General features: G+C 58.1%; 22 protein-coding genes. 17 read left to right on the top strand and 5 right to left on the bottom strand.

From position 1 onward, the window contains the following. Positions 1-86 precede the first annotated feature (86 nt). The 9 genes from ACEE09_RS01355 to mnhG all read left to right on the top strand — a co-directional run bounded on the left by ACEE09_RS01355 (position 87) and on the right by mnhG (position 9,325). The gene (locus ACEE09_RS01355; RefSeq protein ID WP_449081389.1) at positions 87-1,031 is read left to right on the top strand and encodes a carbohydrate kinase family protein; all 945 of its coding nucleotides are present in this window, start codon (positions 87-89) and stop codon (positions 1,029-1,031) included. Between the two features lie 86 nt (positions 1,032-1,117). Further along, the gene (locus tag ACEE09_RS01350; RefSeq protein WP_449081387.1) at positions 1,118-1,642 is read left to right on the top strand and encodes a YbhB/YbcL family Raf kinase inhibitor-like protein; all 525 of its coding nucleotides are present in this window, start codon (positions 1,118-1,120) and stop codon (positions 1,640-1,642) included. Positions 1,643-1,652: 10 nt separating this feature from the next. Beyond that, positions 1,653-2,477, top strand: coding sequence for an HAD-IIB family hydrolase (locus tag ACEE09_RS01345; protein ID WP_449081385.1), 825 nt, complete (start codon positions 1,653-1,655; stop codon positions 2,475-2,477). A 217-nt stretch (positions 2,478-2,694) separates the two neighbouring features. Continuing rightward, positions 2,695-5,829 carry a Na+/H+ antiporter subunit A gene (locus ACEE09_RS01340; RefSeq protein WP_449081383.1) on the top strand — a complete coding sequence of 1,045 codons (3,135 nt, stop codon included), beginning with the start codon at positions 2,695-2,697 and terminating at the stop codon, positions 5,827-5,829. 3 nt (positions 5,830-5,832) lie between these two features. Then, on the top strand, positions 5,833-6,345 hold the full coding sequence (locus ACEE09_RS01335) for a Na(+)/H(+) antiporter subunit C (RefSeq protein WP_449081381.1): 513 nt from the start codon (positions 5,833-5,835) through the stop codon (positions 6,343-6,345). Between the two features lie 3 nt (positions 6,346-6,348). Then, positions 6,349-7,971, top strand: a complete 1,623-nt coding sequence (locus ACEE09_RS01330) for a Na+/H+ antiporter subunit D (protein ID WP_449081379.1) — start codon at positions 6,349-6,351, stop codon at positions 7,969-7,971. Further along, positions 7,968-8,552 carry a Na+/H+ antiporter subunit E gene (locus ACEE09_RS01325; RefSeq protein WP_449081377.1) on the top strand — a complete coding sequence of 195 codons (585 nt, stop codon included), beginning with the start codon at positions 7,968-7,970 and terminating at the stop codon, positions 8,550-8,552. The genes ACEE09_RS01330 and ACEE09_RS01325 overlap by 4 nt, the downstream gene beginning before the upstream one ends. Beyond that, a complete protein-coding gene (locus ACEE09_RS01320; protein WP_449081375.1) occupies positions 8,549-8,965 on the top strand; it encodes a monovalent cation/H+ antiporter complex subunit F in 417 nt (138 codons plus the stop codon). The genes ACEE09_RS01325 and ACEE09_RS01320 overlap by 4 nt, the downstream gene beginning before the upstream one ends. A gap of 3 nt (positions 8,966-8,968) precedes the next feature. Further along, entirely contained in the window at positions 8,969-9,325 is a 357-nt protein-coding gene (gene mnhG, locus ACEE09_RS01315) for a monovalent cation/H(+) antiporter subunit G (protein WP_449081373.1), read from the top strand. Here mnhG and ACEE09_RS01310 read toward each other — a convergent pair. Genes ACEE09_RS01310 through ACEE09_RS01300 form a run of 3 tightly spaced genes read right to left on the bottom strand, consistent with a single transcriptional unit; the run spans position 9,322 to position 12,095 of the window. After that, positions 9,322-9,876, bottom strand: coding sequence for a NifU family protein (locus tag ACEE09_RS01310; protein WP_449081371.1), 555 nt, complete (start codon positions 9,874-9,876; stop codon positions 9,322-9,324). The genes mnhG and ACEE09_RS01310 overlap by 4 nt on opposite strands. 4 nt (positions 9,877-9,880) lie before the next feature. Next, positions 9,881-11,803: a ferrous iron transporter B gene (feoB, locus tag ACEE09_RS01305; protein ID WP_449081369.1), complete on the bottom strand. Its 1,923-nt coding sequence runs from the start codon at positions 11,801-11,803 to the stop codon at positions 9,881-9,883. Positions 11,804-11,807: 4 nt separating this feature from the next. Next, positions 11,808-12,095: a FeoA family protein gene (locus tag ACEE09_RS01300; protein WP_449081367.1), complete on the bottom strand. Its 288-nt coding sequence runs from the start codon at positions 12,093-12,095 to the stop codon at positions 11,808-11,810. A gap of 280 nt (positions 12,096-12,375) precedes the next feature. Between ACEE09_RS01300 and ACEE09_RS01295 the strand changes: the two genes are divergently transcribed. After that, positions 12,376-12,705: a rhodanese-like domain-containing protein gene (locus ACEE09_RS01295; protein WP_449081366.1), complete on the top strand. Its 330-nt coding sequence runs from the start codon at positions 12,376-12,378 to the stop codon at positions 12,703-12,705. Between the two features lie 127 nt (positions 12,706-12,832). On the opposite strand, the gene ACEE09_RS01290 is transcribed toward ACEE09_RS01295, so the two are convergent. Then, positions 12,833-14,215: an NAD-dependent succinate-semialdehyde dehydrogenase gene (locus ACEE09_RS01290; RefSeq protein WP_449081364.1), complete on the bottom strand. Its 1,383-nt coding sequence runs from the start codon at positions 14,213-14,215 to the stop codon at positions 12,833-12,835. 186 nt (positions 14,216-14,401) lie between these two features. Here ACEE09_RS01290 and ACEE09_RS01285 point away from each other — a divergent pair, with 186 nt between their 5' ends. The 7 genes from ACEE09_RS01285 to ACEE09_RS01255 all read left to right on the top strand — a co-directional run bounded on the left by ACEE09_RS01285 (position 14,402) and on the right by ACEE09_RS01255 (position 23,061). Continuing rightward, on the top strand, positions 14,402-15,820 hold the full coding sequence (locus ACEE09_RS01285; protein ID WP_449081362.1) for an anthranilate synthase component I family protein: 1,419 nt from the start codon (positions 14,402-14,404) through the stop codon (positions 15,818-15,820). A gap of 82 nt (positions 15,821-15,902) precedes the next feature. Further along, positions 15,903-16,484 carry an orotate phosphoribosyltransferase gene (gene pyrE / locus ACEE09_RS01280; RefSeq protein ID WP_449081360.1) on the top strand — a complete coding sequence of 194 codons (582 nt, stop codon included), beginning with the start codon at positions 15,903-15,905 and terminating at the stop codon, positions 16,482-16,484. After that, positions 16,485-17,126 carry a TrmH family RNA methyltransferase gene (locus tag ACEE09_RS01275; RefSeq protein ID WP_449081358.1) on the top strand — a complete coding sequence of 214 codons (642 nt, stop codon included), beginning with the start codon at positions 16,485-16,487 and terminating at the stop codon, positions 17,124-17,126. A gap of 193 nt (positions 17,127-17,319) precedes the next feature. Continuing rightward, positions 17,320-18,813, top strand: a complete 1,494-nt coding sequence (locus tag ACEE09_RS01270) for an MFS transporter (protein WP_449081356.1) — start codon at positions 17,320-17,322, stop codon at positions 18,811-18,813. 114 nt (positions 18,814-18,927) lie between these two features. Then, positions 18,928-20,538: an SLC13 family permease gene (locus ACEE09_RS01265; RefSeq protein WP_449081354.1), complete on the top strand. Its 1,611-nt coding sequence runs from the start codon at positions 18,928-18,930 to the stop codon at positions 20,536-20,538. Positions 20,539-20,824: 286 nt separating this feature from the next. Further along, complete coding sequence (gene fbaA / locus ACEE09_RS01260) at positions 20,825-21,850, top strand: class II fructose-bisphosphate aldolase (protein WP_449081352.1); 1,026 nt, start codon at positions 20,825-20,827, stop codon at positions 21,848-21,850. A 242-nt stretch (positions 21,851-22,092) separates the two neighbouring features. Further along, positions 22,093-23,061 (top strand): Abi family protein, encoded by a 969-nt coding sequence (locus ACEE09_RS01255; RefSeq protein WP_449081350.1) that lies wholly within the window; start codon positions 22,093-22,095, stop codon positions 23,059-23,061. Between the two features lie 23 nt (positions 23,062-23,084). Here the strand turns inward: ACEE09_RS01255 and ACEE09_RS01250 are convergent, their stop codons facing one another. Beyond that, positions 23,085-25,082 (bottom strand): PhoX family protein, encoded by a 1,998-nt coding sequence (locus ACEE09_RS01250; protein ID WP_449081349.1) that lies wholly within the window; start codon positions 25,080-25,082, stop codon positions 23,085-23,087. Between the last annotated feature and the right edge of the window lie 110 nt (positions 25,083-25,192).

Genomic DNA, 25,192 nt, shown 5'->3' with positions numbered 1-25,192 from the left:
CTAAGTTTATAGTTTGTTCTCTCACAAGTGGAATTTGTGACACGAAACCTCGCTAAGGTCAGGGCCACAACCGGTAAAATGAGTTTATGCTCACTGTCATTGGCGAAGCCCTCGTAGACCTTGTCCAGCGCCCCGGCGTAGAATCTTACGCCCACCCCGGCGGTTCCCCTATGAACGTTGCTGTGGGTGTCTCCCGCCTGGTCCACCAGGCCCAATTCATTGGCCGCTACGGCCAGGACGCCTACGGCCAGATGATTGAGGCGCACCTGCGCGACTCGGGCGTCCTTGTGCCTGTGGAAGCAGATACCAAGAAAACCTCAACCGCCCAGGCCACTATCGGCCAGGCCGGTACTGCTCACTACGAGTTCGATATTGACTGGTCACTCGATGCCGCCCAGGTGGCCCTAGAAGAAGCGGGCAAGAGTTCTACTGCCCTACACGTGGGTTCTATTGGCGCCATGCTAGAGCCAGGGGCCTCCGCTGTGCTCAAGACGGTCAAGCAGGCTGCCGCCCACGCCCTGATTTCTTATGACCCGAACTGCCGCCCTGCCATTGTTCCTGATGCTGCTGGCGCTCGCGCCTGGGCTGAGAGCATCGTGCGGAATGCAGATGTGGTGAAGGCTTCTGATGAGGATTTGCTCTGGCTTTACCCCCACCGTAGTTTAGAAGAATCTGCCCAAGCCTGGCTGGATTTGGGGGCATCCTTGATGGTTGTTACCCGCGGTGAGATGGGCCCCTGGGCTATTACCCACAAGACCTCACCTGATGGTGTTGCCCTGCCTGCCTACCGGGTTGAGGTGGCCGATACTGTAGGTGCCGGTGACTCTCTGATGGCGGCCCTGATTGCGGCCCTGCTAGATCGCGATATTCAGGGTGAGGGTGCCCGTGCCGCTATTGAGTTGCTGAGTAAGGACGACCTGAAAGAAATCTTGGCTTTTGCTACGGTTGCTGCGGGCATTACGGTTTCTCGTGAGGGTGCTGATTTGCCGAGTCGTGATGAGCTGAACGCTGTGCTCTACCCTCAGGGTTAGGTGTTCAGGTTCCTTTTCACCGGGGGAGATAGTCAGTAAACTGTGTATTGTCTAGTTTAAACCACTCACCTCCCAAGGAGGCCCCCATGCTCAACCGTCAACCCTACGCAGACCTGCCGGAACTACCCACCTTTACCCTCACCTCCACCGACATTAGCGAAGGCCAGACCCTGCCCCGCGCCCAGGTCTCTGGAATCATGGGCGCAGGCGGGCAAGACCTCTCACCCCAGCTCTCCTGGGAAGGCTTCCCGGCAGAAACCAAGTCCTTCGTGGTCACCTGCTTTGACCCGGACGCACCCACCCCCTCAGGCTTCTGGCACTGGGCCGTCTCAAACATCCCCGCAACAGTCACCGAGCTACCTACAGGGGCAGCATCAAACCTGCCCTCTGGTGCCCTGGCCCACCTGAATGACGGGGGCACCCGCGAATTCCTCGGTGCCGCCCCGCCCGCAGGCCACGGGCCCCACCGCTACATCTTCTGCGTGACCGCCGTAGACGTTGAAAAACTCGACATCGACGAAGACGCTAGCTGCGCCGTAGTCAACTTCAATCTCTTCTCCCACGGCATCGCCCGGGCCTTCCTTACCGCCACCTATGAAGAAGAGAACTAGAATGTAGAGCATGATTAAACTGATTGCCAGCGACCTGGATGGCACCCTCATTGGGAGCGACTTCAGGTTCCGCCCCCGCACCCTGCAGGCTCTGCACGCGGCGGCGGAGGCTGGCGTCCGCATCGTCTTTGTCACCGGCCGCCCCCTGCGCTGGATGGGCCCGGTCCTCGAACAACTCGGGGAAGAATGGAACGGCGAGAACTCCTTTGTTTTCTGTTCTAACGGTGCAGTAACTTTCGATATAGCCCGCTCACAGGTCGTTGCCACCCGCCCCATCAGCGGAGCCACCACGCATACCCTGCACACGGAGCTAGAGCAGGCCTTTCCCCAGGCTCTCTATATTGCTGAAACCCTAGAGCATGTCTATGTTCAAGGCACCTACGAGCCGCACGTGCCAGAAGATATGAGTAAAGTCTTCCAAGGCCACCTGGGGCAGGTTTTAACTCCTGAGATAGAGGTCGTGAAGTACCTGCTGTTTCAGGACGGCGCTGTGCCAGCAGACCTTCTGGCTCAGGTGCAAGAGCTGGTGGGGGAGCGGGCCTCTGTCACCCGCTCCGCCCCCTACCAGCCCCTGGTCGAAATTGCTCAACGGGGCTTAAACAAGGGCCGGGTGCTAGCTGACTTTGCCACATCGCTAGGGGTCAAAGCGGGTGAGGTGGCTGCTTTTGGTGATATGCCCAATGATTTTGAGATGCTGGACTGGGCAGGCCAGGGCTATGTGATGGCATCGGGCCTACCAGAGCTTAAAAACCGGGTAGGGCGTATCTGCCCCGGATTTGAAGAGGACGGCGTCGCTCAAATGATCGAGCGTATCTTGGCTGAAGGCGAGGGCTAGTGGGGATTAGCCGGTGTGGTAGCTGGCAGGTAAAAATATGTATTAGGGTTTGCACCAGGCGAACTGTATAAAAATACATGAAATATCACAGATCCTATGAGATGAGAGCATGGACAGGTAAACTGAGTAGGCCTGCTCTTTTTAAAAGGAGAGAGTCCTGCCGTCCTAGCCCTAGCGTGTGACGGCTTTTACCGCCGCCGACCCTAAGGGCCGATACGTGACCATAGTTCTTGCGCTTTTCCTACTTGTATCCATAGTGACCCCCTGGCTGTACCGCCGAATGGGCACCTCAACCTTCTACCTGCTGGCGGCTATTCCCGCCGCCGTCCTGGCCCTGGTGCTGACCAAAACCGGTCACATACTTAGCGGCACCCCCTGGGAAGAAGGCTACCGCTGGATCCCTCAGCTAGACCTAGACATCACCTTCCGCATGGACACCCTCTCTTGGGCCATGAGCCTGCTAGTGCTGGGCGTCGGCTCCTTGGTGCTCTTCTACTGCGCAAGCTACTTCAAACACTCCACCGGTGACGACGGCCAATTCGCCGCCTACCTTTTCGGGTTTGCCGGTGCCATGTTTGGCCTGATTACCGCTGATGACCTGATTCTCATGTTCATCTTCTGGGAAATCACTACCATCCTCTCCTACCTGCTGATTGGCTACTCCCGCCACCGCCTCTCAGCCCGCCGCTCTGCCCTGCAGGCCCTAACGGTCACCACAGCCGGTGGTCTGGCCATGCTAATCGGTATCGTCATGCTGGGCTACAGCCTCGGCACCTACTCACTGGCTGAGCTGGTGCAACTAGGGCCAGGCGTCCTCACCTCTGCCCAGCAAGGAAGCGGGTCTTTGAGCATGGGCATGCTCTCAGCCGCGCTGGTACTCATTCTCTGCGGTGCTCTCTCTAAATCAGCACTCTTCCCCGCGCACTTCTGGCTCCCTGGGGCCATGGCAGCACCCACCCCCGTCTCGGCCTACCTGCACGCAGCGGCCATGGTTAAGGCCGGTATTTATCTTCTGCTGCGCCTGGCCCCCGGCTACGGCCAGGTGCAGATCTGGCAGGACCTCCTCGTCATCTTCGGTGCCTTTACCATGGTTTTCGGCGGCTGGGCCGCCCTCAAACAGACCGACCTAAAGCTCATTCTGGCCTACGGTACTGTCTCTCAGCTAGGTTTCTTGGCCCTGGTCATCTCCGGTAGCACCCCGGACGCCATCTACGCGGCTATGGGGCTCATGGTGGCTCACTCCCTCTTCAAAGCCACCCTCTTCCTCTCGGTCGGTATCATCGACCACCAATCCGGCACCCGCGATATTCATAAGCTTTCAGGCATATACCGCAGGGCGCCTATACTGGCTATTGCCGCTACTATCTCAGCGGCATCCATGGCCGGTATCCCACCCCTGGCCGGTTTCGTAGCCAAGGAAGCGGTGCTCGAAACCTACCTTTCCCACACCACCGGCTGGCAAGGGGCAACCACCCTCATTGCTATCGTTCTGGGTTCTATTCTTACGTTCGCATATTCAGCTCGCTTCGTCTGGGGGGCCTTCGCCGTCAAACCCTACGCCTACATGCACAAGGAAGGCGTGAAGTACTGCCGTGTAGAAACCGGCTCTGGCGAATGTGAAAGCGACGAATGTGAAACCGTGGATAACGGTGAGGTCGATATCAACACCCGCAACTTTGACCGCAACCGCCGCGGCCAGAAGCTCAGCCCCGATACAGCCTTCCACCCCATCTCCTACACCTTCATCTTCGCCCCGGTAGTGCTGACTCTCCTCACCATCGTCTACGGCCTCTACCCCGAACCGGTCCACCTCTTCGTCAAGCCCTTCCTGGCGGCCTTCCCCGCAAGCGCCCCTGACCTTGAGCTGCACCTGGCTCTCTGGCATGGCATCACCCCGGCCCTGCTGACCTCCCTAGTTATTATGCTGGTCGGTGCCCTGCTCTTTATCTTCCGCCGGCAGATTGAAGAGCTGCAGAACACCCTGCCCAGCACCCCGGCGGCCTCAGTGGTCTACCGTGACACCCTCGATGGACTTGACCGCCTAGCGGTATGGGTCACCGGTATGACCCAGCGAGGCTCCCTGGGCTTCTATCTGAGCGTCATTCTGGTCACCGCCGTTGTGGTGCCCTTCGCCGCCCTCTTTATCAACGAAACCCCGCCGCTGGCTAACCTGCGTGTCTCGGAGTCCCCGGCCCAGTGGTCCATCGTGATTGTCATGATTGTGGCAGCCCTCGTGGTGGTCTTCGTCCGTAAGCGCTTCTTGGCGATCATGATGGTCTCTGTCACCGGTTATGGCATGGCTATCCTCTTTGCCCTCCGCTCTGCCCCCGACCTGGCAGCCACCCAGCTACTGGTTGAAACCATTGTGCTGGTGGCCTTCGTGCTGGCGATGCGAGTGCTACCGCGCCGCATCCCCCACATCCGCTCCAAGGACGGTAAGGACGGTGCCCGCCGAACCCTACGCGTCATTATCGGCCTGGGGTTCGCCACTCTCATGATGGCCCTAGCCATGTTCACCTTCTCCTCTCGTTCCCTGCTACCCATCTCCCTTGATGCCCCCCAGCTGGCTTACGAGATTGGCCACGGCTACAACGTGGTCAATGTGACCCTGGTTGATATGCGTGGCTGGGATACCTTCGGTGAAATCTCGGTACTGGCCCTGGCCGCTACCGGTGTTGCCTCCCTGCTCTTTATTGAAGGGCGCGCCGACTCAGGCTCCGCCCGCAGGCTTGACACCACGGCCATGAAGAAAATTGAGATTTCTTTTGCCCAGCGCACCCAGATTACTGTGGCCCAGCGGGTGGCCGGTCAGTTCTCCTCGGTAGAGCGTGACCCCTTCATTGTGGCAGGTCGTACCCTGCCGCCAGAGTCCCGCTCAATTCTGCTAGAAGTGATGACGCGTCTGCTCTTCCACACCCTGATTGTGGTCTCCCTCTACATGCTGATTGCTGGCCACAACCTGCCTGGTGGTGGTTTCGCCGGTGGTCTGATGGTGGGCCTGGCCTTCGTGGTCCGCTACCTGGCCGGTGGCGGTGCAGAACTGCGGGCTGCCTCCCCCCTCTCAGCCGGTACCTTCCTAGGAATGGGCCTGGGTATTGCCGCCCTCTACGCCCTGGCCCCGGCCCTATGGGGTGACCCCATTTTCTCCAGCTACGTGCTGGACTTCTGGTTGCCCATCTTCGGTGACGTGCACTTCGTCACCGCCACTATCTTCGATATTGGCGTCTACCTGCTCGTTATCGGCCTGGTACTCGATATCCTGCGCAGCCTAGGTGAACGTATTGACCTCAAGCTAGTGTATGAGCGCCGTAAAAGAGATAAGCAGGCTCGCGACAAGGCAGGAAAGGCATAAACCATGATTATTGACCTCAGTCTTATTCTGGTCATGGGCGTGCTCTACGCCGTGGGGGTCTACCTGATCCTTGACCGCTCCATGACCCGCGTACTCCTGGGCCTGATGCTCATGACCAACGCGACCAACATCCTGATTCTGCACGCTGGCGGCCCAGCGGGCTTAGCCCCCTTCTTCAACAAGGACATCGCCGCTGAAGACTACTCCGACCCCCTGCCACAGGCCCTGATCCTGACCGCTATCGTCATTTCCTGCGCCGTGACCGCCCTGATTCTGGGTATCATCTACCGCTCCTGGCTGCTCTCTAAGGCCGACGAAATTACGGATGACGCTGAAGATATTCGCGTTGCCGAGCAGGACTCTTTTGACAAGGAAGAGGACGCCGCCGCCGAAGTTGAAGCCTCAGAGTTCGACGCCGATGAGGCCACCCGTAAAAAGGAATTCACTCAAGCGGAAGAGAAAAAGAAAATTAGCCAGACCACCAGCCACCCCCTCGTGGACCAGAAGGGAGAGTAGAACATGGATATCGCTACCGCCCAACTGGCGCCGCTGTGCATTATCATCCTCTTTCTATCGGCAGCTATCACCTTCATCTCTAAGAAGGACTCAGTTCAGCGTTTCATCGCCTTCGCCGCAGTGACCCTGACTCTCATCTTTGAGGCGCTACTCCTCGCTACCGTCTGGGGCGCGGAACCCCAAACCGTTCACCTGGCCGGCTGGCCTGCCCCCTTCGGTATCACCATGGTGGTCGATCAGCTCTCAGCCCTGCTGCTAGTTGTCTCATCGACCATCTCCCTGGCGGTTCTCATCTTCGCAACCGGGCAGAACCTCTCTGATGAGGATGACGAAGTACCCATCTCGGTCTTCTACCCCACCTACCTGCTGCTACTGGCAGGTGTCTCAAACGCCTTCCTGGCAGGGGACCTCTTCAACCTTTACGTGGGCTTTGAGATTCTGCTCATGGCCTCCTACGTGTTGATTACCATGAACGCCAACACCCCGCGTATTCGCGCTGGCGTGACCTACGTGGTTGTTTCGGTTGTCTCTTCCATGCTCTTCTTGACCGCCATCGGTTTCGTTTACGCCTCCGTAGGCACCATCAACATGGCCGACCTGTCGCTCAAACTCGGCACCCTGCCTGAGGGCACCCAGATGCAGCTGCACCTGATGCTTCTGATTGCCTTTGGCATCAAGGCTGCGGTCTTCCCCCTTTCCCTCTGGCTACCTGACTCCTACCCCACAGCCCCGGCCCCGGTGACCGCTGTGTTCGCGGGACTGCTCACCAAGGTGGGTGTCTACGCCATTATCCGTACCGAAACCCTCCTCTTCCCCGAAGGAGGCCTCGACACCCTCCTGGGTGTTGTTGCCGGCTTAACCCTGCTGGTAGGTATCCTAGGCGCTCTTGCCCAGGGTGATATTAAGCGTCTGCTCTCCTTTATCCTCATCAGCCACATCGGCTACATGATCTGGGGCATCTCACTAGGAAATAAGCTGGGCCTGACCACCGTAGTCTTCTACATCGCCCACCACATCGTGATTCAGACCGGCCTCTTCATGGTCGTTGGCCTGGTAGAACGCCGCGGCGGCTCCACCAACGTCCGCCGCCTGGGCGGTCTGATGACCACCGCCCCCATCCTGGCCCTGCTCTACTTCATCCCTGCCATCAACCTCGGCGGCATCCCGCCCTTCTCCGGCTTTATCGGTAAGGTGGGCTTCATTGAAGCAGCCGTCGCAAACGGTGGGACCCTAGCCTACGTGAACTCAGCTATTGGTGTGTTGGTCTCCTTGCTGACCCTCCTAGCCTTGGCCCGCGTCTGGAACAAAGCCTTCTGGCGCCCAGCTAAGGAAGCCGAAGAACCTACCGCTGATTTGGTCATGGCAGAACATTCCGATGACTCAGCTAGCTATGAGACTAAACCGATTCCAGCCTCCATGATGGCTGCTACCGTCTCCCTCGTGCTGGTGGGCGTGATGATTACAGTCTTCTCCGGCCCACTCTTTGAGCTAGCTGAGAACGCCTCAACCAATCTCTTCAACCCCGACCTCTACATCAGCTCAGTCTTTGGCGACCAGGCACCCACCCGCGCCCAGTACCTTGAACAGCAAATCGTAGAGAACCGCTCCCAGGAAGTGAACCAGTGAAAAAGCCCCCCTTTTCCACCCAGAGCCTGATTCACGCCATACCCCCCTTCCTCTGGCTGGTCTTTGTCTGGTGCGCCCTCTGGCAGGACTTCTCCCTACGCTTCATCGCCTTCGGTATGGTGCTAGCAGCACTGACCATGTCAGTCTTCCGGCTGCCTACCCTCTACCTATCAAACCGGTTCAACATTTTCTACGCTGCCCGGTTCACCGTGGAATTCTTCTGGAACATCGCCAAAGCCTCCGTAGAGGTCATGTGGCTAGCTGCCACCTTCCGTCCGCCCCTGCGTAACTCTATAGTGGCCGTGCAGTTGCGCACCCAATCAGACCTACTGCTGACCGCTATTTCCCACACCATGTCGTTAATCCCTGGGTCTGTGGTGGTAGAAGTAGACCGCTCCCTTTCCGTGCTCTACTTCCATGTGCTCAACGCCTCGACCCCAGAAGAAATTGAGCATTTCACCGACCAGGTAGCCTACTTTGAAGAGCTAATTATTAAGGCCGCCGGTAGCCGTGAAGAATACGAGGCACTTAAAGAAGATCAGAAGGCCGACCGGGCCACCAGCCGAAAGGAGCACGCATGACCTGGGCTATCTGGGCCAGCGGACTAATCCTGACCCTAGCAACCTGGGGCGCGGTCTACCGTATCTGGAAGGGCCCTGCCCTCTTAGACCGGGTACTAGCTAGCGACGTCCTCATCTCAATTCTGACCGCCGCCCTGTGCATTCTGATGATTCACACCAACAGCCAGTTCTTCCTGATCCTGCTGGTATCTCTTGCCATGATTGGTTTCGTCGGGTCAGTAACGGTGGCACGATTTGCCGATAACTCCAAGGCCAATGAAGCTGCTCCAGTCTCTAGCCTGCCAGAGCGGCCTGCCCGCCGCTCCCGCAAAGAAGGCAAACATACCGCCTCAGATACCTTGGCAGAAGACACCGATAAACGAGGCGACGACCAGGCCCATCCGGTACGAGCCAGCAAAGACCAAGGGGAATAAACCATGAATCTTGATACCGTTTTTAATGTTCTCACCATGGTGTGCATGGTCTTTGGTGCAGCCCTGTCTCTGGGGGCCGCTATCGGCCTGATGCGTTTCCCTGACCTGCTCACCCGCCTACACTCAGGTACTAAGCCCCAGGTTCTCGGCATGATTCTTATGCTGCTGGCGGTGGCTTTTCATTTCCGTTCCCTAGCGCTGCTGCCTGTTTTGCTGGTGATTCTGCTCTTGCAGATGCTCACCATCCCTATCTCTGGGCACATGATGGCCCGCTCAGGCTACCGTAATAAGCACTTCCGCAAGGACGACCTGGGCCACGATGACCTGCGCGCCCTAGTAGATGAGGTCGAAGGCCACTAAAGACGGCATCTCTCTTCACGCACCTTGACCCCCGGTAGGGTTCGGTTGAGTTCGCGCTCAAACCGCTGCTGGAGGGTAAAGGACGCCGCCGGGCAGCCCCGGCAGGCGCCGTCAAGGTAAACCCAGACGGCACCATCAGCAATTCTTGTAATTTCAATTGTTCCGCCGTGGGCGCCAGCTAAGGGGCGCACGTAGCGCTCCAAAACCTGCGGCGCTACATCGGCCAGCAGCGCAGAATCCTGGGCACTGAGCGCCGAGTTAGAACTTTGCTGCTGCGCCCCTGCCCTGGCCTCTATGACCGGGGCAGCGGTATCCTCAACAGCTCTACGCACCTGACCGGCAATATCTTTCCAAGCCTCAGGGCTATGCGCCAGGGTGGAAATCGCACCGGCAGACCCGGTGGCGCTCACCAGAACCCCGCCAGCTACAAGCTCAGCCAGCGGGGAGTCAGGGTGGGCGGCCACCATAGCCAAATCACCGGGGTAATCCGGTAAAACCCAGCGCACCTCAGCCGGGTTATCGGTGGCCTCCGGGTGTAAAAGAACCCGCATGAGATTACCCGAGCCACCAGACGGTGATGGTGCGAGCCAGCCAGGCCCCCACCCAGGCTAAGACAAACATATAAACCAGGGTGAATGCCGGCCATCTCAGGGAGTTAGTTTCACGGCGCATCACTACCAAGGTAGAGACACACTGCATGGCAAAGGCATAGAAGACCAGCAAAGCAACCAGGGTGGGGGCCGTCATCACCTTTTCACCAGCATGTTCGCCAGAGGTGTAGGTCATGGCAGCTAGGGCGTCGCTAGGGTCCTCAATATCTTCAGCGGCAACGACCTGGCCCATGGTTGAGACAAAAACCTCACGAGCAGCGAAAGAACCGATGAGACCCACGTTGATACGCCACTCAAAACCTAGCGGCTCAAAAATGGGTTCCACGGACTTGCCGATAGCCGCAGCGTAGGAATGATCGAGCACGTAGGCGGCAGCTTCGGTATCGCTCATACCCTCAGTAGCTTCAGTCTGGGCAGGGAAGGACATCAATCCCCACAGTATGGTTGTGGCAACGAGAATGATAGTGCCGGCCTTGCGGATGAACATCCATACTGGCACCCACACTGCGGTAAGGAGCGCCCGCGGGGCAGGCAGACGGTAGGGTGGCATCTCTAGGTAGAAGGGGAGGGTGCCGCGGCGCAGAATAGTCGATTTAAAAAGAGCTGCTACCAGCATGGCCGCTAACCCGCCGAGCAGGTACATGGCAAAGAGTGCCGCCCCCTGGGTGCTAAAGGGCCCGACACGAGAATCAGCTGGTATGAGTAACCCAATGAGAAGCACGTAGATGGGTAGGCGGGCTGAGCAGGTCATCAAAGGTGCAGAGACGATGGTAGCCAGCCGGTCACGAGAGGAGGGCATAGTGCGGGTTGCCATGATGCCAGGTACTGCACAGGCCATGGACGAAAGCATCGCCACAAAGGCGCGGCCGTCTAGCCCGGAGTAGGCCATGACCCGGTCCATCAAAAATGCCGCACGCGACATATACCCTACTGATTCCAGAATAGAAATCAGCAGATAGAGCAAGAGGATCTGCGGGATAAAAACCAAGACCCCACCCATACCCCCAATGAGGGCGGTATTCACAAAATCAGCCAGTACCGGGTGAGTGATATGGGAGCTGGCGGCCTCACCCAGAAAAGCAAAGAACTGCTCGATGGCGTCCTGGGCGGGGGCGGCTACCGCAAAAATGGTCTGGAAGAAGAGGAACATGACCGCAAAGAAAATGATGCTACCACCTACCGGGTGCAGCAGGTAACGGTCAATACCGCGGGTGATGCGGTTGGGGGCAGGTGGTCGGTAGTCAGAGACTGAGAGGACGGAGTCAATCCAGGTGTTGAGTTCTTGCGGGTCGTCAACGGGTGGGGGTACCAGGAGTGTGGGCCAGGCCGGGATGTCTGCTAGGAGGGCGCGGACGTCCTGCACACCTCGGCCGCGGTGGGCAACGACCTCAACGACCGGCACTCCCAGGGCTTGGGCGAAGCGTTGCACATCGAGTTCACCGCCACCGGCTCGAAGCTCATCAACCATGGTGAGTACCAGGGCGGCGGGCTTACCCAGGGCTAGGGCCTGGGAGAGGAAGGTGAGGGAGCGGCGCAGGGTGGTTGCGTCTGCTACCAGGAGCAGAGCATCTGGTATGGCTTCGCTCCCTAGTTCTCCGCGGAGGTGTTGTACTACTACTTCTTCGTCGGGGCTAGCCGGTGTGAGGGCGTAGGTTCCGGGGAGGTCGGTGAGGGTGACGGGGCCGGTGCTGGTGCGTGCGGTGCCGCGGGAGCGGGTGACGGTAACACCAGGGTAGTTACCGGTTTTTGCGCTCAGCCCGGTGAGGCGGTTGAAGAGGGTGGATTTTCCGCAGTTGGGGGAGCCAAGGAGGGCAACTTCTGGTCTGCCGGCTAGGACTTTCCCAGCGGCTTCAGTGTGACAACTCATGGGCTTAGCTGACCGTGATGAGGGCGGCTTGCTGTTTGCGTAGGCAGATGTCTGTGTCGCAAACACGGAACATGAGTGGTGAGCCTAAGGGGGCACGGCGCAGGCATTCTACGGTGGTTCCTTGGCGGAAACCTAGGTCGTGTAGACGTTGAGCTGCTGTCTGGTCGGCACCCTGGCAGAAACCGGCTACGGTAAAGGTTTGGGAGGTTCGGGCGGTAGCGAGGGTGGGGTCTGCCGATTTACCGGGCTGGCCGGTGGTTGCCTTCTGCTGAGGGGCAGGGCAAAAGCTCATGGGCACCTACTTCTAAGGTCTTCTGGCCCCTGGGTGGGGCAGGTTAGGTTGTCTTAACTACCTAACATTGTTCTCCTCAAGAAGACATTTGTCCATTAGGGCATGAAAGTTTTTCTTATTTTGCTGAGTTGCGGTTATCTCTCATACACGGAAAACAACCGTAAGACCCAGTAATAGCTGAGCTGTATGGAAACCGCATAGATTGTCTCAGCCCTTAGATTTTAGGGCCGGGCCTCTTGTAGAGTGAGTTTCAACAGATTCTTACGGAAGGTGACAAGTAATGAATGATGAGCTGCGTCAGGTGACCGTTGATGAGGTCCCTGCAGGCGCCAAGATTCTTGATGTGCGTGAGGACTATGAATGGGTAGAGGGGCATATTGAGGGTGCCCAGCATATTCCCCTCGATGAGGTCCCTGAGCGTTATGGTGAAGTCCCCCTTGATGAGGATGTCTATATTATCTGCCGGGCCGGTGGCCGCTCTTTGCGCGCCACTGCCTACCTCACCCAGTACGGTTTTGACGCTATCAACGTCATCGGGGGTATGGGAGCCTGGCAGGACGCTGAGAAGCCCATGGTTTCTGAGACCGGCCAGATTCCGCAGGTGCGCTAACCTGCCTGTACCGGCTGGGTTGAGGTTCTTCCTACCGGTATAAGCCCCATATGAGGCGAGGCGCCGGGTTTACCTGTGAAGGTAAACCCGGCGCCTCGTTGTGAGTTCTGATAAGGCTCAGAACCTGTTACTTCATCTTGCGTCCGCGAACGAGCTTCTCGTTGGTGAATTCAAGCAGACCCCACTGAGTGAGTTCACGGCCGTAGCCTGACTTGTTGATACCACCGAAGGGCAGGTCAGCCTGGGTAACCAGGTGCTCGTTGACCAGGGTCATACCGGTAACGATCTGGTCAGCAACCTCCAGGCCGTGCTCCAGATCGGAGGTCCAGACGGAGGCCTGCAGGCCGTATTCGCTGGCGTTAGCGAACTTGATGGCTGCTGCTTCGTCCTTAACCTTGTAGACAACCAGGGCGGGGCCGAAGAGTTCGTTGCAGGAGAGGTCGGCGTCGAAGTCGACGTCGGTGAGCAGGGCGGGGCTCATGAACCAGCCGGGGCGGTCGAGCTTCTTACCGCCAGCGTGCAGGGTTGCGCCTTCTGCTACAGCCTTCTCGATGCGTGCTACTGCTTCATCGCGTGCTGCTTCTGAGGAGAGGGGGCCCATCTGGGTGTCGGGGGCGTCTGCGTCGCCGACCTTGACGTTTTCAACGGCGGTCTTAGCTGCTGCGACGAATTCGTCGTAGATGTCTTCTACAACGATGACGCGCTTGGGTGAGACACAGACCTGACCGGCGTTGAGGAAGCGGATGTTGGCCAGGGTCTGAGCAACTTTGCTGACGCTTTCAACATCTGCAAGGACGATGGCGGGGTCGTTGCCGCCCAGTTCCATCATGGACTTCTTGAGGTGCTTACCGGCCAGTTCAGCAACGGAGGAACCTGCGCGCTCTGAACCGGTCAGGGAGACACCCTTGACGCGGAAGTCCTTGAGGACCAGTTCGATGTCGCTGGTGTCCAGGTAGAGGTTCTGGTAGGCACCTTCGGGCAGGCCAGCGTCGATGAGCAGCTTTTCAAAGGCGGCTGAGGAGACGGGGCAGATGGAGGCCTGCTTCATGAGCATGGTGTTACCGACCAGCAGGTTGGGTGCTGCAAAGCGGGCCAGCTGGTAGTAGGGGAAGTTCCAGGGCATAACACCGAGCAGAACACCGAGGGGTTCGTGGCGAACAAGGTTGACCTCTGCACCCTTGGCATCCAGGGGGGTGTCTTCAAGGTGCTTGGGGCCTTCGGTGGCGTACCAGTTGAAGATGTCCACGACGAGCTGGATTTCGCCCAGAGCCTCACCACGGGGCTTACCCATTTCGCGGCCGATGATTTCTGCCAGTTCTTCCTTGCGCTCTTCAAAGAGCTTGGCAGCGGAGGTGAGAACGGAGATACGTTCTTCCATGCTGCTGTCCTTCCACTTGAGGAAGGCCTGGTGGCCGGTTTCGATAACGGCAGGAATCTCGCTAGCAGGCAGTGACTCGAAGGTCTGCTCTACTTCGCCGGTGTTGGTGTTGGTGAGAGCGTAGTTGCTCATATCTCTCCTTTTAAAAACGTTGCACACTTTATTGGTAGGTAAGCGTCCTTGCTCACAGAAGTGTGTCAAAGGGCTACTCTACTCTGAATATGTGGGCCAATGTCAACCCATCTCATCATAAGGAGTGTTCTGGGTACAGTAATAGTGAAATATTTACTGAACTCGGTGGCCGATAGAATAAGGTAAGTGACTTCCTCTGTCTGTAGAGCTTTAGAATTTGATTGCGACCCAGCCCTAGCTTTCTCTGTGATTGCTGGTTGCTGCCCCTATGGTTTTTGGCTTGATTCTGCCCGCGCTGAGTCGCCCATGTCTCGTTTCTCCTATATAGGTGCGCCCTTGTGTGGGGGAGTGTTGCGCTATGAGCGGCCCGGCCAGGTGGACCTTGTGGATGCTCAAGGGCGTCCCACTCGCACCCTGCCGGGATCTATCTGGCAGGCGCTGCCCAACTTTTTAGAGGCCGCCCCGCACCCTGCGGCAGCTGAGGGTAAGGACGCCCCACCGGCCGACGTCCTGCTCGGTGGCTATGTGGGATTTATGGGCTATGAGGCCCATGCTGATTTAGAGGTGACAGCCTTTCATCAGACGCACCCGCAGCGGCTGGCACGCACCCCCGATGCCCTCTGGATGCCTGCTAGCCACTACCTGATGTATGAGCACGGTACAGGCCGTTCCTGGCTGGTAGGCCCTGAGCCCTGGGTTGAAGCGACCGCCCGCCAGCTGCAAGAGGCAGCTGTAGCAGGGCACCTGCCCCAGGAAAAAGAGGTGAAAGTACCTGACCTCCCTGATTTTCCCTTGCCAGATAGGGAGCACTACCTCAGCCAGGTGCGCCAGTGCCAGCGCGAAATTTTTGAGGGCAACAGCTACGAAATCTGCCTGACCGCCGAAACGTCCCTGCGCTTACCTACCCCGCTCAGTGCTGAAGAGCTCTTGGGCCTTTACCGGCGTCAGCGCGCAGTAAATGCCGCCCCCTACGCGGCTTTCTTGCGGTGCGATGATTTTACGGTGCTTTCCTCTTCCCCAGAGAAGTTCCTTACTATCTCTGCTAGTGGCCAGGCTGAGGCCAAACCTATTAAGGGCACGGTGGCCCGGGCAGCTAGTGCCGAGCAGGATCAGCAGGCAGCTAACTGGTTAGCCTCTGACTCTAAAACCCGGGCAGAGAACCTGATGATTGTGGACTTACTCCGCAATGACCTCTCCATGGTTTCTTACCCTGAGAGTGTGCGCGTGCCGGTGCTCATGGGCGTAGAAACCTATTCGACGGTGCACCAGCTCGTCTCAACTATCACCGCCCAGCTACGCCCAGGCGTCACCGCCTTGGACGCGGTGGGAGCTTGCTTCCCTGGTGGGTCCATGACCGGCGCCCCCAAGGCTGCCACGATGGCTATTATTGACCGGCTGGAGGGCCGGGCACGCGGAATCTATTCGGGGGCCCTGGGCTATTTGGGTGCGGACGGTTCGGCTGCCCTCTCTATTGTGATTAGGACGCTGGTAGCCCACCATGATGGCCTGCTCACCCTGGCCGCTGGTGGGGCTATTGTGGCTGACTCCGACCCGGTAGCCGAGTATGAGGAGATGGTCACTAAGCTCAGGGCCGCCACCCCCTAAAAAGTGAAGGTACCCTGTGAAAAGTGGCAGGCACTTGCACTTTTCGCAGGGTAAATATCTCTTGGTCTACTAGACTAAAAGCATGACTAACCTCTCTGCTAAACTCCCCATTGAAGAAGCCCGCGAACGTCTGCGTGAGCTCATCTCCGAACTGGCCGTTGTGCGCGGCAAGGTAACCTTGGCCTCCGGTAAAGAAGCCGATTACTACGTTGATCTGCGCCGTATTACCCTGCACCATGAGGCCTCCCGCCTGGTGGGTCAGGTCATGCTTGATTTGATTGACTCTGCTGGTATCGAATTTGATGCCGCTGGTGGCCTGACCATGGGCGCTGACCCGGTTGGCCACGCCATTATGCGCACCGCAGGCGACCAGGACCGCGCCATTGACACCTTTGTTGTCCGCAAGGCCCAGAAGTCTTACGGTATGGGCCGTCAGGTTGAAGGCCCCTCAGTTGAAGGACGCCGCGTCGTAGCCGTTGAAGACACCTCCACCACCGGTGGTTCTGCCCTCACCGCCGTTGAGGCCCTGCGCAAGGCAGGTGCTGAGGTGGTCGCTGTTGCCGTTATTGTTGACCGTGCTACTGGCGCTAAGGAGCACATTGAAGAGGTTGCCGGTGTGCCCTGCCTTTACGCCTACTCCAAGAGTGACCTGGGCCTGGACTAAGTGGCAGACCAAGAAATAACCGAACCCGAGCGGGAAGTTGGTGTTGGCCCCTGGGAGGGCGAATGGCCAGAAGGTGACCACTGGGACCCTGAGCTTTTGCGTGAGGGCGACCGCCGCAACGTCCTGGATCACTACCGTTACTGGAGTATGGACGCCATCATCGCCGACCTGGACACCCGCCGCCACTCCTTCCATGTGGCTATCGAAAACTGGCAGCACGACCTCAATATCGGCACCGTAGTGCGCACCGCTAACGCCTTTTTGGCTCAAGAAGTGCACATTATCGGTAAGAAACGCTGGAACCGGCGCGGGGCCATGGTTACCGACCGCTACCAGCATGTGCGCCACCACCCCACCGTTGAGGACTTTGTCACCTGGGCGCGGGCAGAGGGGCTAGCCATTATCGGTATCGATATTTTCCCTGACTCCAAACAGCTAGAAACCTATGACCTGCCCAAGGACTGCGTGCTGGTCTTTGGGCAGGAGGGCCCTGGCTTGTCGGAGGAAATTCATGCCGCCGCTGAGGCGACTCTCTCTATTGAGCAGTACGGCTCTACCCGGTCTATGAACGCTGCAACTGCCGCTGGTATTGCCATGCACGCCTGGATCCGCCGCCACGAGTTCGGCCAGCAGGTCAGCTAGTGGCGCCGGCTGGCGTCCGCTGCTGCTAAGTGTCCATGAAAGTCGCTCAGGGTCTACGAAAAGTGTGGGCTTTGCGCGACTCTCGTGGGCCTTTGCATTTCTGCAAAAACTTTCTACCAGAAGTATTTTATTCATGTAGCACCAGGTCTAGACTAGCTACATAAGCCCCCAAGAAAACACAGAAACAAGCAGCATGAACACCAGGCCACACCCCCACAACAAACCTAACCCGGGCCCACCAGAACCCCACCTCCCAGCCAGTAGCAGCCCCCGCAAACTCCTCATAGCACTACTAACCCCACTCTTCATGGCCCTCATGGCCATCTCCGTAGTTAACGTCGCCCTCACCCCCATAAGACACTCCCTCGACGCAAGCTCCAGCCAAGCCCAATGGGTCGTCTCCGGCTACGCTCTAGCCTTTGGCGTACCCCTCGTAGCCTCCGGACGCATAGGGGACGCCACCGGCCGCCGCCGCATGTTCATAATCGGCGTATCCCTCTTCACCCTAGGCTCCCTTATCAGCGCCCTGGCCCCCACCATCGAAATCCTCATCGCCGCCCGCGTCCTCCAAGGCCTCGGCGCAGGATTCTTCAACCCCCAAACCACCGGCATCATCCAAGCCAACTTCACCGGCCAAGCCCGCGCCCGCGCCTACGGCATGTTCGGCACAGTAGTAGCACTAGCTGTTATCGTCGGCCCGGTACTCGGAGGCTTCCTCATCCAAATCTTCGGCGACGCCCTCGGCTGGCGCATGATGTTCCTCGTCAACGTGCCTATCGGCATCACCGGGCTGCTCCTAGCCCGGCTCTGGGTGCCCAATGACACCGCGCTCGCACCCGGCCACCGGCGCGCCCACTTGGATCTAGACCCTATCGGCATGACAGCCCTAGCCCTCGCAATTTTTGCCCTGCTCTTCCCCTTCGTAGAACGCAGCGGCAACCTACTCATCTGGGCCTGCCTGCCCCTGGGTCTGGCCCTAATCGCCTTCTTCGTCGCCTGGGAAAACCGCTATAAGAGGGCCGGGCGCCCACCCATGCTGGATATGGACATGGTCACTCAACCAGCCTTCCGCAACGGCATCATGATTGTGACCCTCTACTTCCTGGGCAACACCAGCGTCTGGCTAGTTATCCCCATCTACCTACAAAACCACCTGGGCCAAAGCGCGCTCATGGCCGCCCTGATTACCATTCCCTCATCCCTGCTCTCTGCCTTCGCATCTCCCTGGGCAGGACGCCGCGTCCTGGCCAGGGGCCGCCGCATAGTCATGCTGGGCTTTGGGCTCTCCCTCACCTCAACCCTGGCCACCATGCTCACCGTCACCCCCGTAGAACAAGGCCAACTACCAGTCTGGGCCCTAGCTGTGCCCCTGATCCTGCTCGGTGCAGGCGGTGGCCTGGTCATCTCACCCAACCAGACCCTAACCCTGGCGTCCGTACCCGTAGCTATTAGTGGCGTGGCTGGCGGTGTGCTCTCCCTGGGTCAGCGCATGGGCACCGCTATTGGCACCGCCATCATTCCCTCCATCCTCTACGGCCTGGTAGAAGCTGACGCCCACTGGAACATTGGACTCATCGCCTCCTTTAGCGCTATTGTCCTGACTCTCTCCCTCGGTCTTGCCTTTACCATCGCCGACCGCCGCCGCGAAATCCGCGAAAGTAACACACCCGGTCAGCTTGCTTCATAAAAGTGCCTATCAGGTACAGTAAAGACATTCCTGTACACATACACCGCCCAGGCCTACTGTTTCTCCCCGAGAACAAAAAACTGCGGCATCAGCACACAATGGAGTGAGGTTGAGATGAACAAGCCCCACATCACCGGTGACCACCTGCAAAAATACAGTGCAGCACCCACCCAGTCGATAGACCAAATTCACCGCTCTAGCGGCTCCCAAGCACCAGAAGTAGAACCAGGCGAACGCACAAAACGCCTTCTAGGTTTCTTCGGCGGCCTACTAGCAGCCCTCCTCATCTACTTCATCATGCCCAATGAGGCCCCCGAAGCTGCCCGCCTCACCGCAGCCACCGCCGTCCTCATGGGCGCCTGGTGGATGACCGAAGCCCTCCCCATCCCCGCCACCGCCCTACTGCCGCTCGTCATTTTTCCCGTCTTCAACGACGACGTAAAAATCAACGACATCGGCGCCAGCTACGGCAACAACATCATCTTCCTCTTCATGGGCGGCTTCCTATTAGCCCTAGCCATGCAACGCTGGAACCTCCACCGCCGCATCGCCCTCCTGACCCTCAAAGTCATGGGCACCAAACCCTCCATGATGGTCGCAGGCTTCATGCTCGCCACCGGCTTCCTCTCCATGTGGGTCTCCAACACCGCCACCGCCGTCATGATGATCCCCATCGGCGTCTCCGTGCTCATGCTCATCGCCCAAGCCAGCGACAACCCCGACCTAGACATCAAGGACGGCGCCGCCCCCACCGACAGCTCCGTCAAAGACGTAGTCACTAAGTCCAACTTCGGAACCGCCCTCATGCTCGGTATCGCCTACGCCGCCTCCATCGGCTCCCTGGGCACCCTCATTGGCACCCCGCCCAACACCCTACTAGCTGGCTACATGGCAGATACCCACGGCGTACACATCGGTTTCGGCCAGTGGATGATCGTCGGTGTGCCCCTCTCCGTAGTCGTACTCATCTTCTGCTGGTTCCTGCTTACCAAAGTGCTCTTCAAGCCCGAAATTAAAGAAATCCCCGGCGGTAAGAAGCTCATCGCCAACGAATACGCCAAACTAGGTGCCATGAGCTCAGGTGAGCTGCGCGTACTCATCATCTTCATCGCCGCAGCCCTGGCCTGGATCTTCGTGCCCGTCATCTGGGCCGAATCACCCCCTATGACCGACGCCGGTATCGCCGTCACCGTCGGCCTACTTCTCTTCGCCCTGCCCGCCGGTGGTGCCGCCAAGAAAGGCGTGCGCCTCATCGACTGGGACACCGCAACCAAGCTACCCTGGGGCGTCCTGCTCCTCTTCGGTGGCGGCCTGGCCCTCTCCGGCCAGTTCACTAGCTCCGGTTTGACCCAATGGATCGGCGACTCCATCGGCGCCCTGGGCACCCTGCCCCTGCTGGCGATCGTGCTTCTGGTGACCACCGGCGTCATCTTCCTCACCGAACTCACCAGTAACACCGCCACCGCAGCAACCTTCCTGCCTGTCGCCGGTGGTATCGCCATGGGCATGGGCTATGATCCCATGCTGCTCGCTATCCCCGTCGCCCTGGCCGCAACCTGCGCCTTCATGCTGCCGGTAGCAACCCCGCCCAACGCCATCGCCTACGGCTCGGGGTATGTGACCATCGGGCAAATGGTCAAAGGTGGCCTCTGGCTCAACATCTTCTGCATCGTAGCTATCGTTGCGGCAACCATGACCCTGGCCATGTGGATTTTCGCCCTCTAAGTGCGAGAAAGTAACCCTCACCTAAACCCATAGAAAACCAAACATCTCACCCCGGTCAATACGAGAAACCGGGGTGAGAGTCTTTAAAAATCCCGCCAACACCATGGTTTCATGTGGGATTATGTGAGAAATTAATGTGGGATACCTACCCCCTCACACCCAGCCCCTTGATAGACTAAACAACAGGCAGGCGCTCGCCCCACCACGTCCTAACACGCACCCGGCGCAGCGCCAACCCCCACCAGGCCACCAACCGGGTGGGCCCACCGACAACCAAGGAATCAGCATGCCTATCGCAACCCCAGACGTCTACGCAGAAATGCTCGAAAACGCCCGCACCAAGGGCTTCGCATACCCCGCAGTAAACGTCACCTCCTCACAGACCCTCAACGCAGCTATCCGCGGCTTCGCAGAAGCAGGCTCAGACGGCATCATCCAGGCCTCCACCGGCGGCGCCGCCTACTGGTCAGGCGCCAGCAAAAAAGACATGGTCGTTGGCTCCCTCGCCTTCGCCGCCTACGCCCGCGAAGTCGCCAAACAATACGACGTCAACATCGCCCTCCACACCGACCACTGCCCCAAAGACAAGCTCGAAGGCTTCGTCCTGCCCCTCCTGGAAGAATCAGAGAAAGCCGTAGCCCGCGGCGAAGACCCCATCTTCAACTCCCACATGTGGGACGGCTCCGCCATCTCCCTGGAAGAAAACCTCAAAATCGCCCAAGAACTCATTGAGCGCACCTCTAAAGCCAAGCAGGTACTGGAAGTTGAAATCGGTGCTGTCGGCGGTGAAGAAGACGGCGTTGAAGGCGCTATCGACGACTCTCTCTACACCACCGTTGAAGACGCCATCAAAACCGTTGAAGCCATCGGCCTCGGCGAAAAAGGCACCTACATGGCAGCCCTAACCTTCGGCAACGTCCACGGTGTCTACAAGCCCGGCAACGTGCACCTGCGCCCCGAACTGCTCAAAGAAATCCAGACCGAAGTTGGCGCCAAGTACGGCAAGGGCGACAAGCCCTTCTACCTGGTCTTCCACGGCGGATCAGGCTCCACCGAACAAGAAATCGCCGATGCCGTCTCTTACGGCGTCATCAAGATGAACATCGACACTGACACCCAGTACGCCTTCACCCGCCCCGTCGCCGACCACATGTTCCGCAACTACGACGGAGTGCTCAAGGTAGACGGCGAAGTCGGCAACAAGAAGACCTACGACCCCCGCGTCTGGGGCGCCGCCGCCGAAGCTGGCATGGCCGCTCGCATTGTCGAAGCTGCCCAGCAGCTCGGCTCTGCTGGCACCTCCGGCAAATAAGGCCCTGTAGCTAGGCGCACTAGCCTAGACCAAAGGCGCCGGACGCTCCCGCTTGTGCGGGGTGCGTCCGGCGCCTTTACTTTCTGTGAAGTGGCATGTGCTTGAGGCGTATTACAATGCAGGAAATAAGAAAACAAGATACAATAGAAACAACATTCATCCCCGTAGCGCATGGCCTTGTATAAAGGTGGATTTGATTCGTCAATCGCGTGTGCTACGGGGTATTTATATAAAATGAGAGCATGGCTCTACCCTCCGATCTTCCTCCCCGCACGCTAACGAACGGCAAACCCTGGCTCAGCCTTGAAGACCAGGTCTCTAAATTTGAACAACGCGGGTTAGACCTCACACCAGATGAGCGTAAACAACTGGAGGGATTTTTAGCTACACAGAACTACTACAGGTTCAGCGGCTACTTCAAACAACTCATTGATACGGCATTACCCGATACATTTCGCCAAGGCACGACTTTGGAGCAACTTCTGGCTGTCTACCGAATAGATAGTCAGATTCGTTTACTCATCTTTCAAGGGGTGCAAGTTCTCGAACCAATTATTAGGACTCGGGTAGCCTACCGTCTTGCTGATGGCGGTGTTGAAGGCCCTACCTATTATCTTAAGAAAAAGGCTTACGAGCCCTCACGGCCGAGCAACAACCCACCTCAGGGCATGGGCAGTAAAGAGTGGGCCCGTAAGCACACAGGTCTTGTACGCACACGAGATTCTCTCCTGCACAGTATCCAAGAAACCTTAGGTCGCGAGGAGCTATACCTCAGGCATTTTCAGCAAAGAGAGCAAGACGTCCCACTGTGGGCAATGGTAGAAGCTCTTTCCCTGGGCGATCTTTCAAAGATGGTAAGTACCTGGAAAAATACCAATCAGATTGAGCGGTTGATGAAAGACCTAGGGTTTAGAAGCGCCCCTGAATTGCGCCGTGCGGTGGGTAACGTGAACTTCTTCCGTAACCTATCTGCTCATCACAATCGGCTCTGGGGCAGACGTTTGACTAGGACGGTTGCGCTCTCACCGTGGAAAGGTAACTCCCTATTTCCTTATGAAGGCGCTCCTACTGAATCACCCTTGCACATTTTGCGTCTACTTGTTGATTGGGTGGATTTCGTGCAAGGAAATAATGATTACTCGAAACGACTGTGGGCGACAGTGCAGGAAGAACCAATCTATGAAGAAGGAATGAAGAACCCCCGCCTGTAAGAAAGATACCTCGCTAGACTATGCTAGGCCTCGATACCGATCTTGCCGCCGTCCTCACGCCAAACAACCACGGCAGCCGGGCGGGGCACGGTACCAGGGCCATCAGGCCACGAAGAAGTGGTGTTCTCAACAGTGGCGTCATCACCCTCACCAGGGTGCTGAACATTGACCATAACTCGCTCATCAGTCACGATAGGGCCACACGTCTCAGCATCAACCGGCACAGTCAGGAAGCACTTAACCTGGCCACGGTTCTCACCCTGAGTTTCCACACCGTAGAGACCATCGTGAGTGCCCAGGGCATTGCCATCAGTAGAAATCCACAAGTTACCGTGGGAATCAAACGCCAGGTTATCGGGGCAGGAGATAGGGGAAACCTTGGACTTATCGAAGCCACCAAAATAGGAGTAAGCCTCAGCCGGGTCGCCACAAACCAGCAGAACGTTCCAGGTGAAGCTAGTGCCGGCATGGTCGTCATCTAGCTCCATGAGCATACCGTTCTTGTTCTCACGGATGGGGGCGTACTCGGTGGGCTCTTCCTTTGACTTGGCGGCGTTATCGCCGGTGGCCCCGCGGTACTTATTGTTAGTCAGCGCCACATAGGTGAGGCCAGTGACCGGGTTGGTCTGGAAGTCCTCAGGGCGGTCCATCTTCGTTGCCCCCACAGTATCTGCTGCTAGGCGGGTGTAGACGCAGACCTCCTCAGGGGTGAAACCCTCAACATGGGAGGTGGCGCTGCCGTCCTCTTCCACAGTGACCAGGGGGTGCCAGGTGCCGGTGCCGTCAAAGGCGCCATCCTTGGGGAGGGTACCTTCCCCATCAATTTCGGCGGCGGGGGAGTTACCCTGCAAGGACGCCACATAGAGAGTACCTGCGTCCAGGATAGTCATGTTGTGGGCAGTGTCGCCTTCTTTGACCTTGCGGCTTGAGACGAACTTGTAAAGGTACTCGAAGCGTTCGTCATCACCGGAGTAGCAGACCACGGTGCCGTCATCGGTGATGTGCACGTTGCCAGCCTCATGCTTGAAACGGCCTAGGGCAGTGTGCTTAACGGGGGTGGAGTTAGGGTCGAAAGGGTCAATTTCGACAATGTAGCCGAAGCGGTTGACCTCGTTAGGTTCCACGCTCAAGTCAAAACGGGGGTGGAACTTCTCCCACTGGCGCTCGGTGGCTCCTTCCTTGATGCCCATGCGCTTAGTCGCCTCTAACTGGCGGCCTTCCAAAGCTTCAAGGTGGGCGAAGTACTGGTCCACATTTTCTTCACCAGAGAGGTAAGTACCCCAGGGGGTGACGCCACCAGAACAGTTGTTGAGGGTACCTAGCACGGTGGTACCTTCGGGGTCTTCCGTGGTTTTGAGCAGGTCAGACCCTGCCGCTGGGCCAGTGAAAGTGAAGGGAGTGGTGCCGGTGATACGACGGTTCAAGGGAGCCCCTACCAGGGCTTTGAGATCACCAGAGTTAGCGACCTTCTCTACCTCTAGGATGGTCTGACCGTGAGCTGCCAGACCAATATTGACCTGCTCCTCGCTGGGGTTCTCGGCATCGTAGTGGGGGTGCATCTGCGGTTCGGTGGTGTACTCGTGGGAGCAGACATAAACCAGGCGGTTACTGTCGGTGGGGTGCTCAAAGAGACCAGCGAAGTCGTTGTTGAAACCAAACTGGCGTTCCTGGGCGGCGGCAGTCTGCTTATTGACGTCGAACTCGGGTGCATCTGCAAAGATAGGGTCACCCCAGCGGATCAGCACATTGGAGGTGTACCCTGCGGGCACAACCACGGCGTCCTCAGTGTTGGGCTCAACGGGGGTGAACTGCAGGCCGGCACTGTTAAGAATCTCGGTCAGCGAAGGAGAAGCAGCAGCAGAAGTGGTAGCTGAACCGCTTGCCCCGGTCGCCCCAGTGGTATTGGGGGAGCAGGCAGTGACGCCCACAGCCAGGGTGAAGAGGCCACCTGCGCGCAAGGCTGAGCGGCGGGTGACATCACCAAAATACTCATTATTTGAGGTGTTGCTACATGCGCCCAAGCAGGCGTTACCGCACTTATAGGTGCAGGTAAGGAGGCTTATTCAAAAGTAGACACGCACCCCACACCCACCAACTAGACAACGGCCCCACCCGCGGCAAAAATATGAGC

This window comes from Rothia sp. 88186D007BW (assembly GCF_053544215.1).
This window is presented reverse-complemented; position numbering and strand designations above follow the sequence as displayed.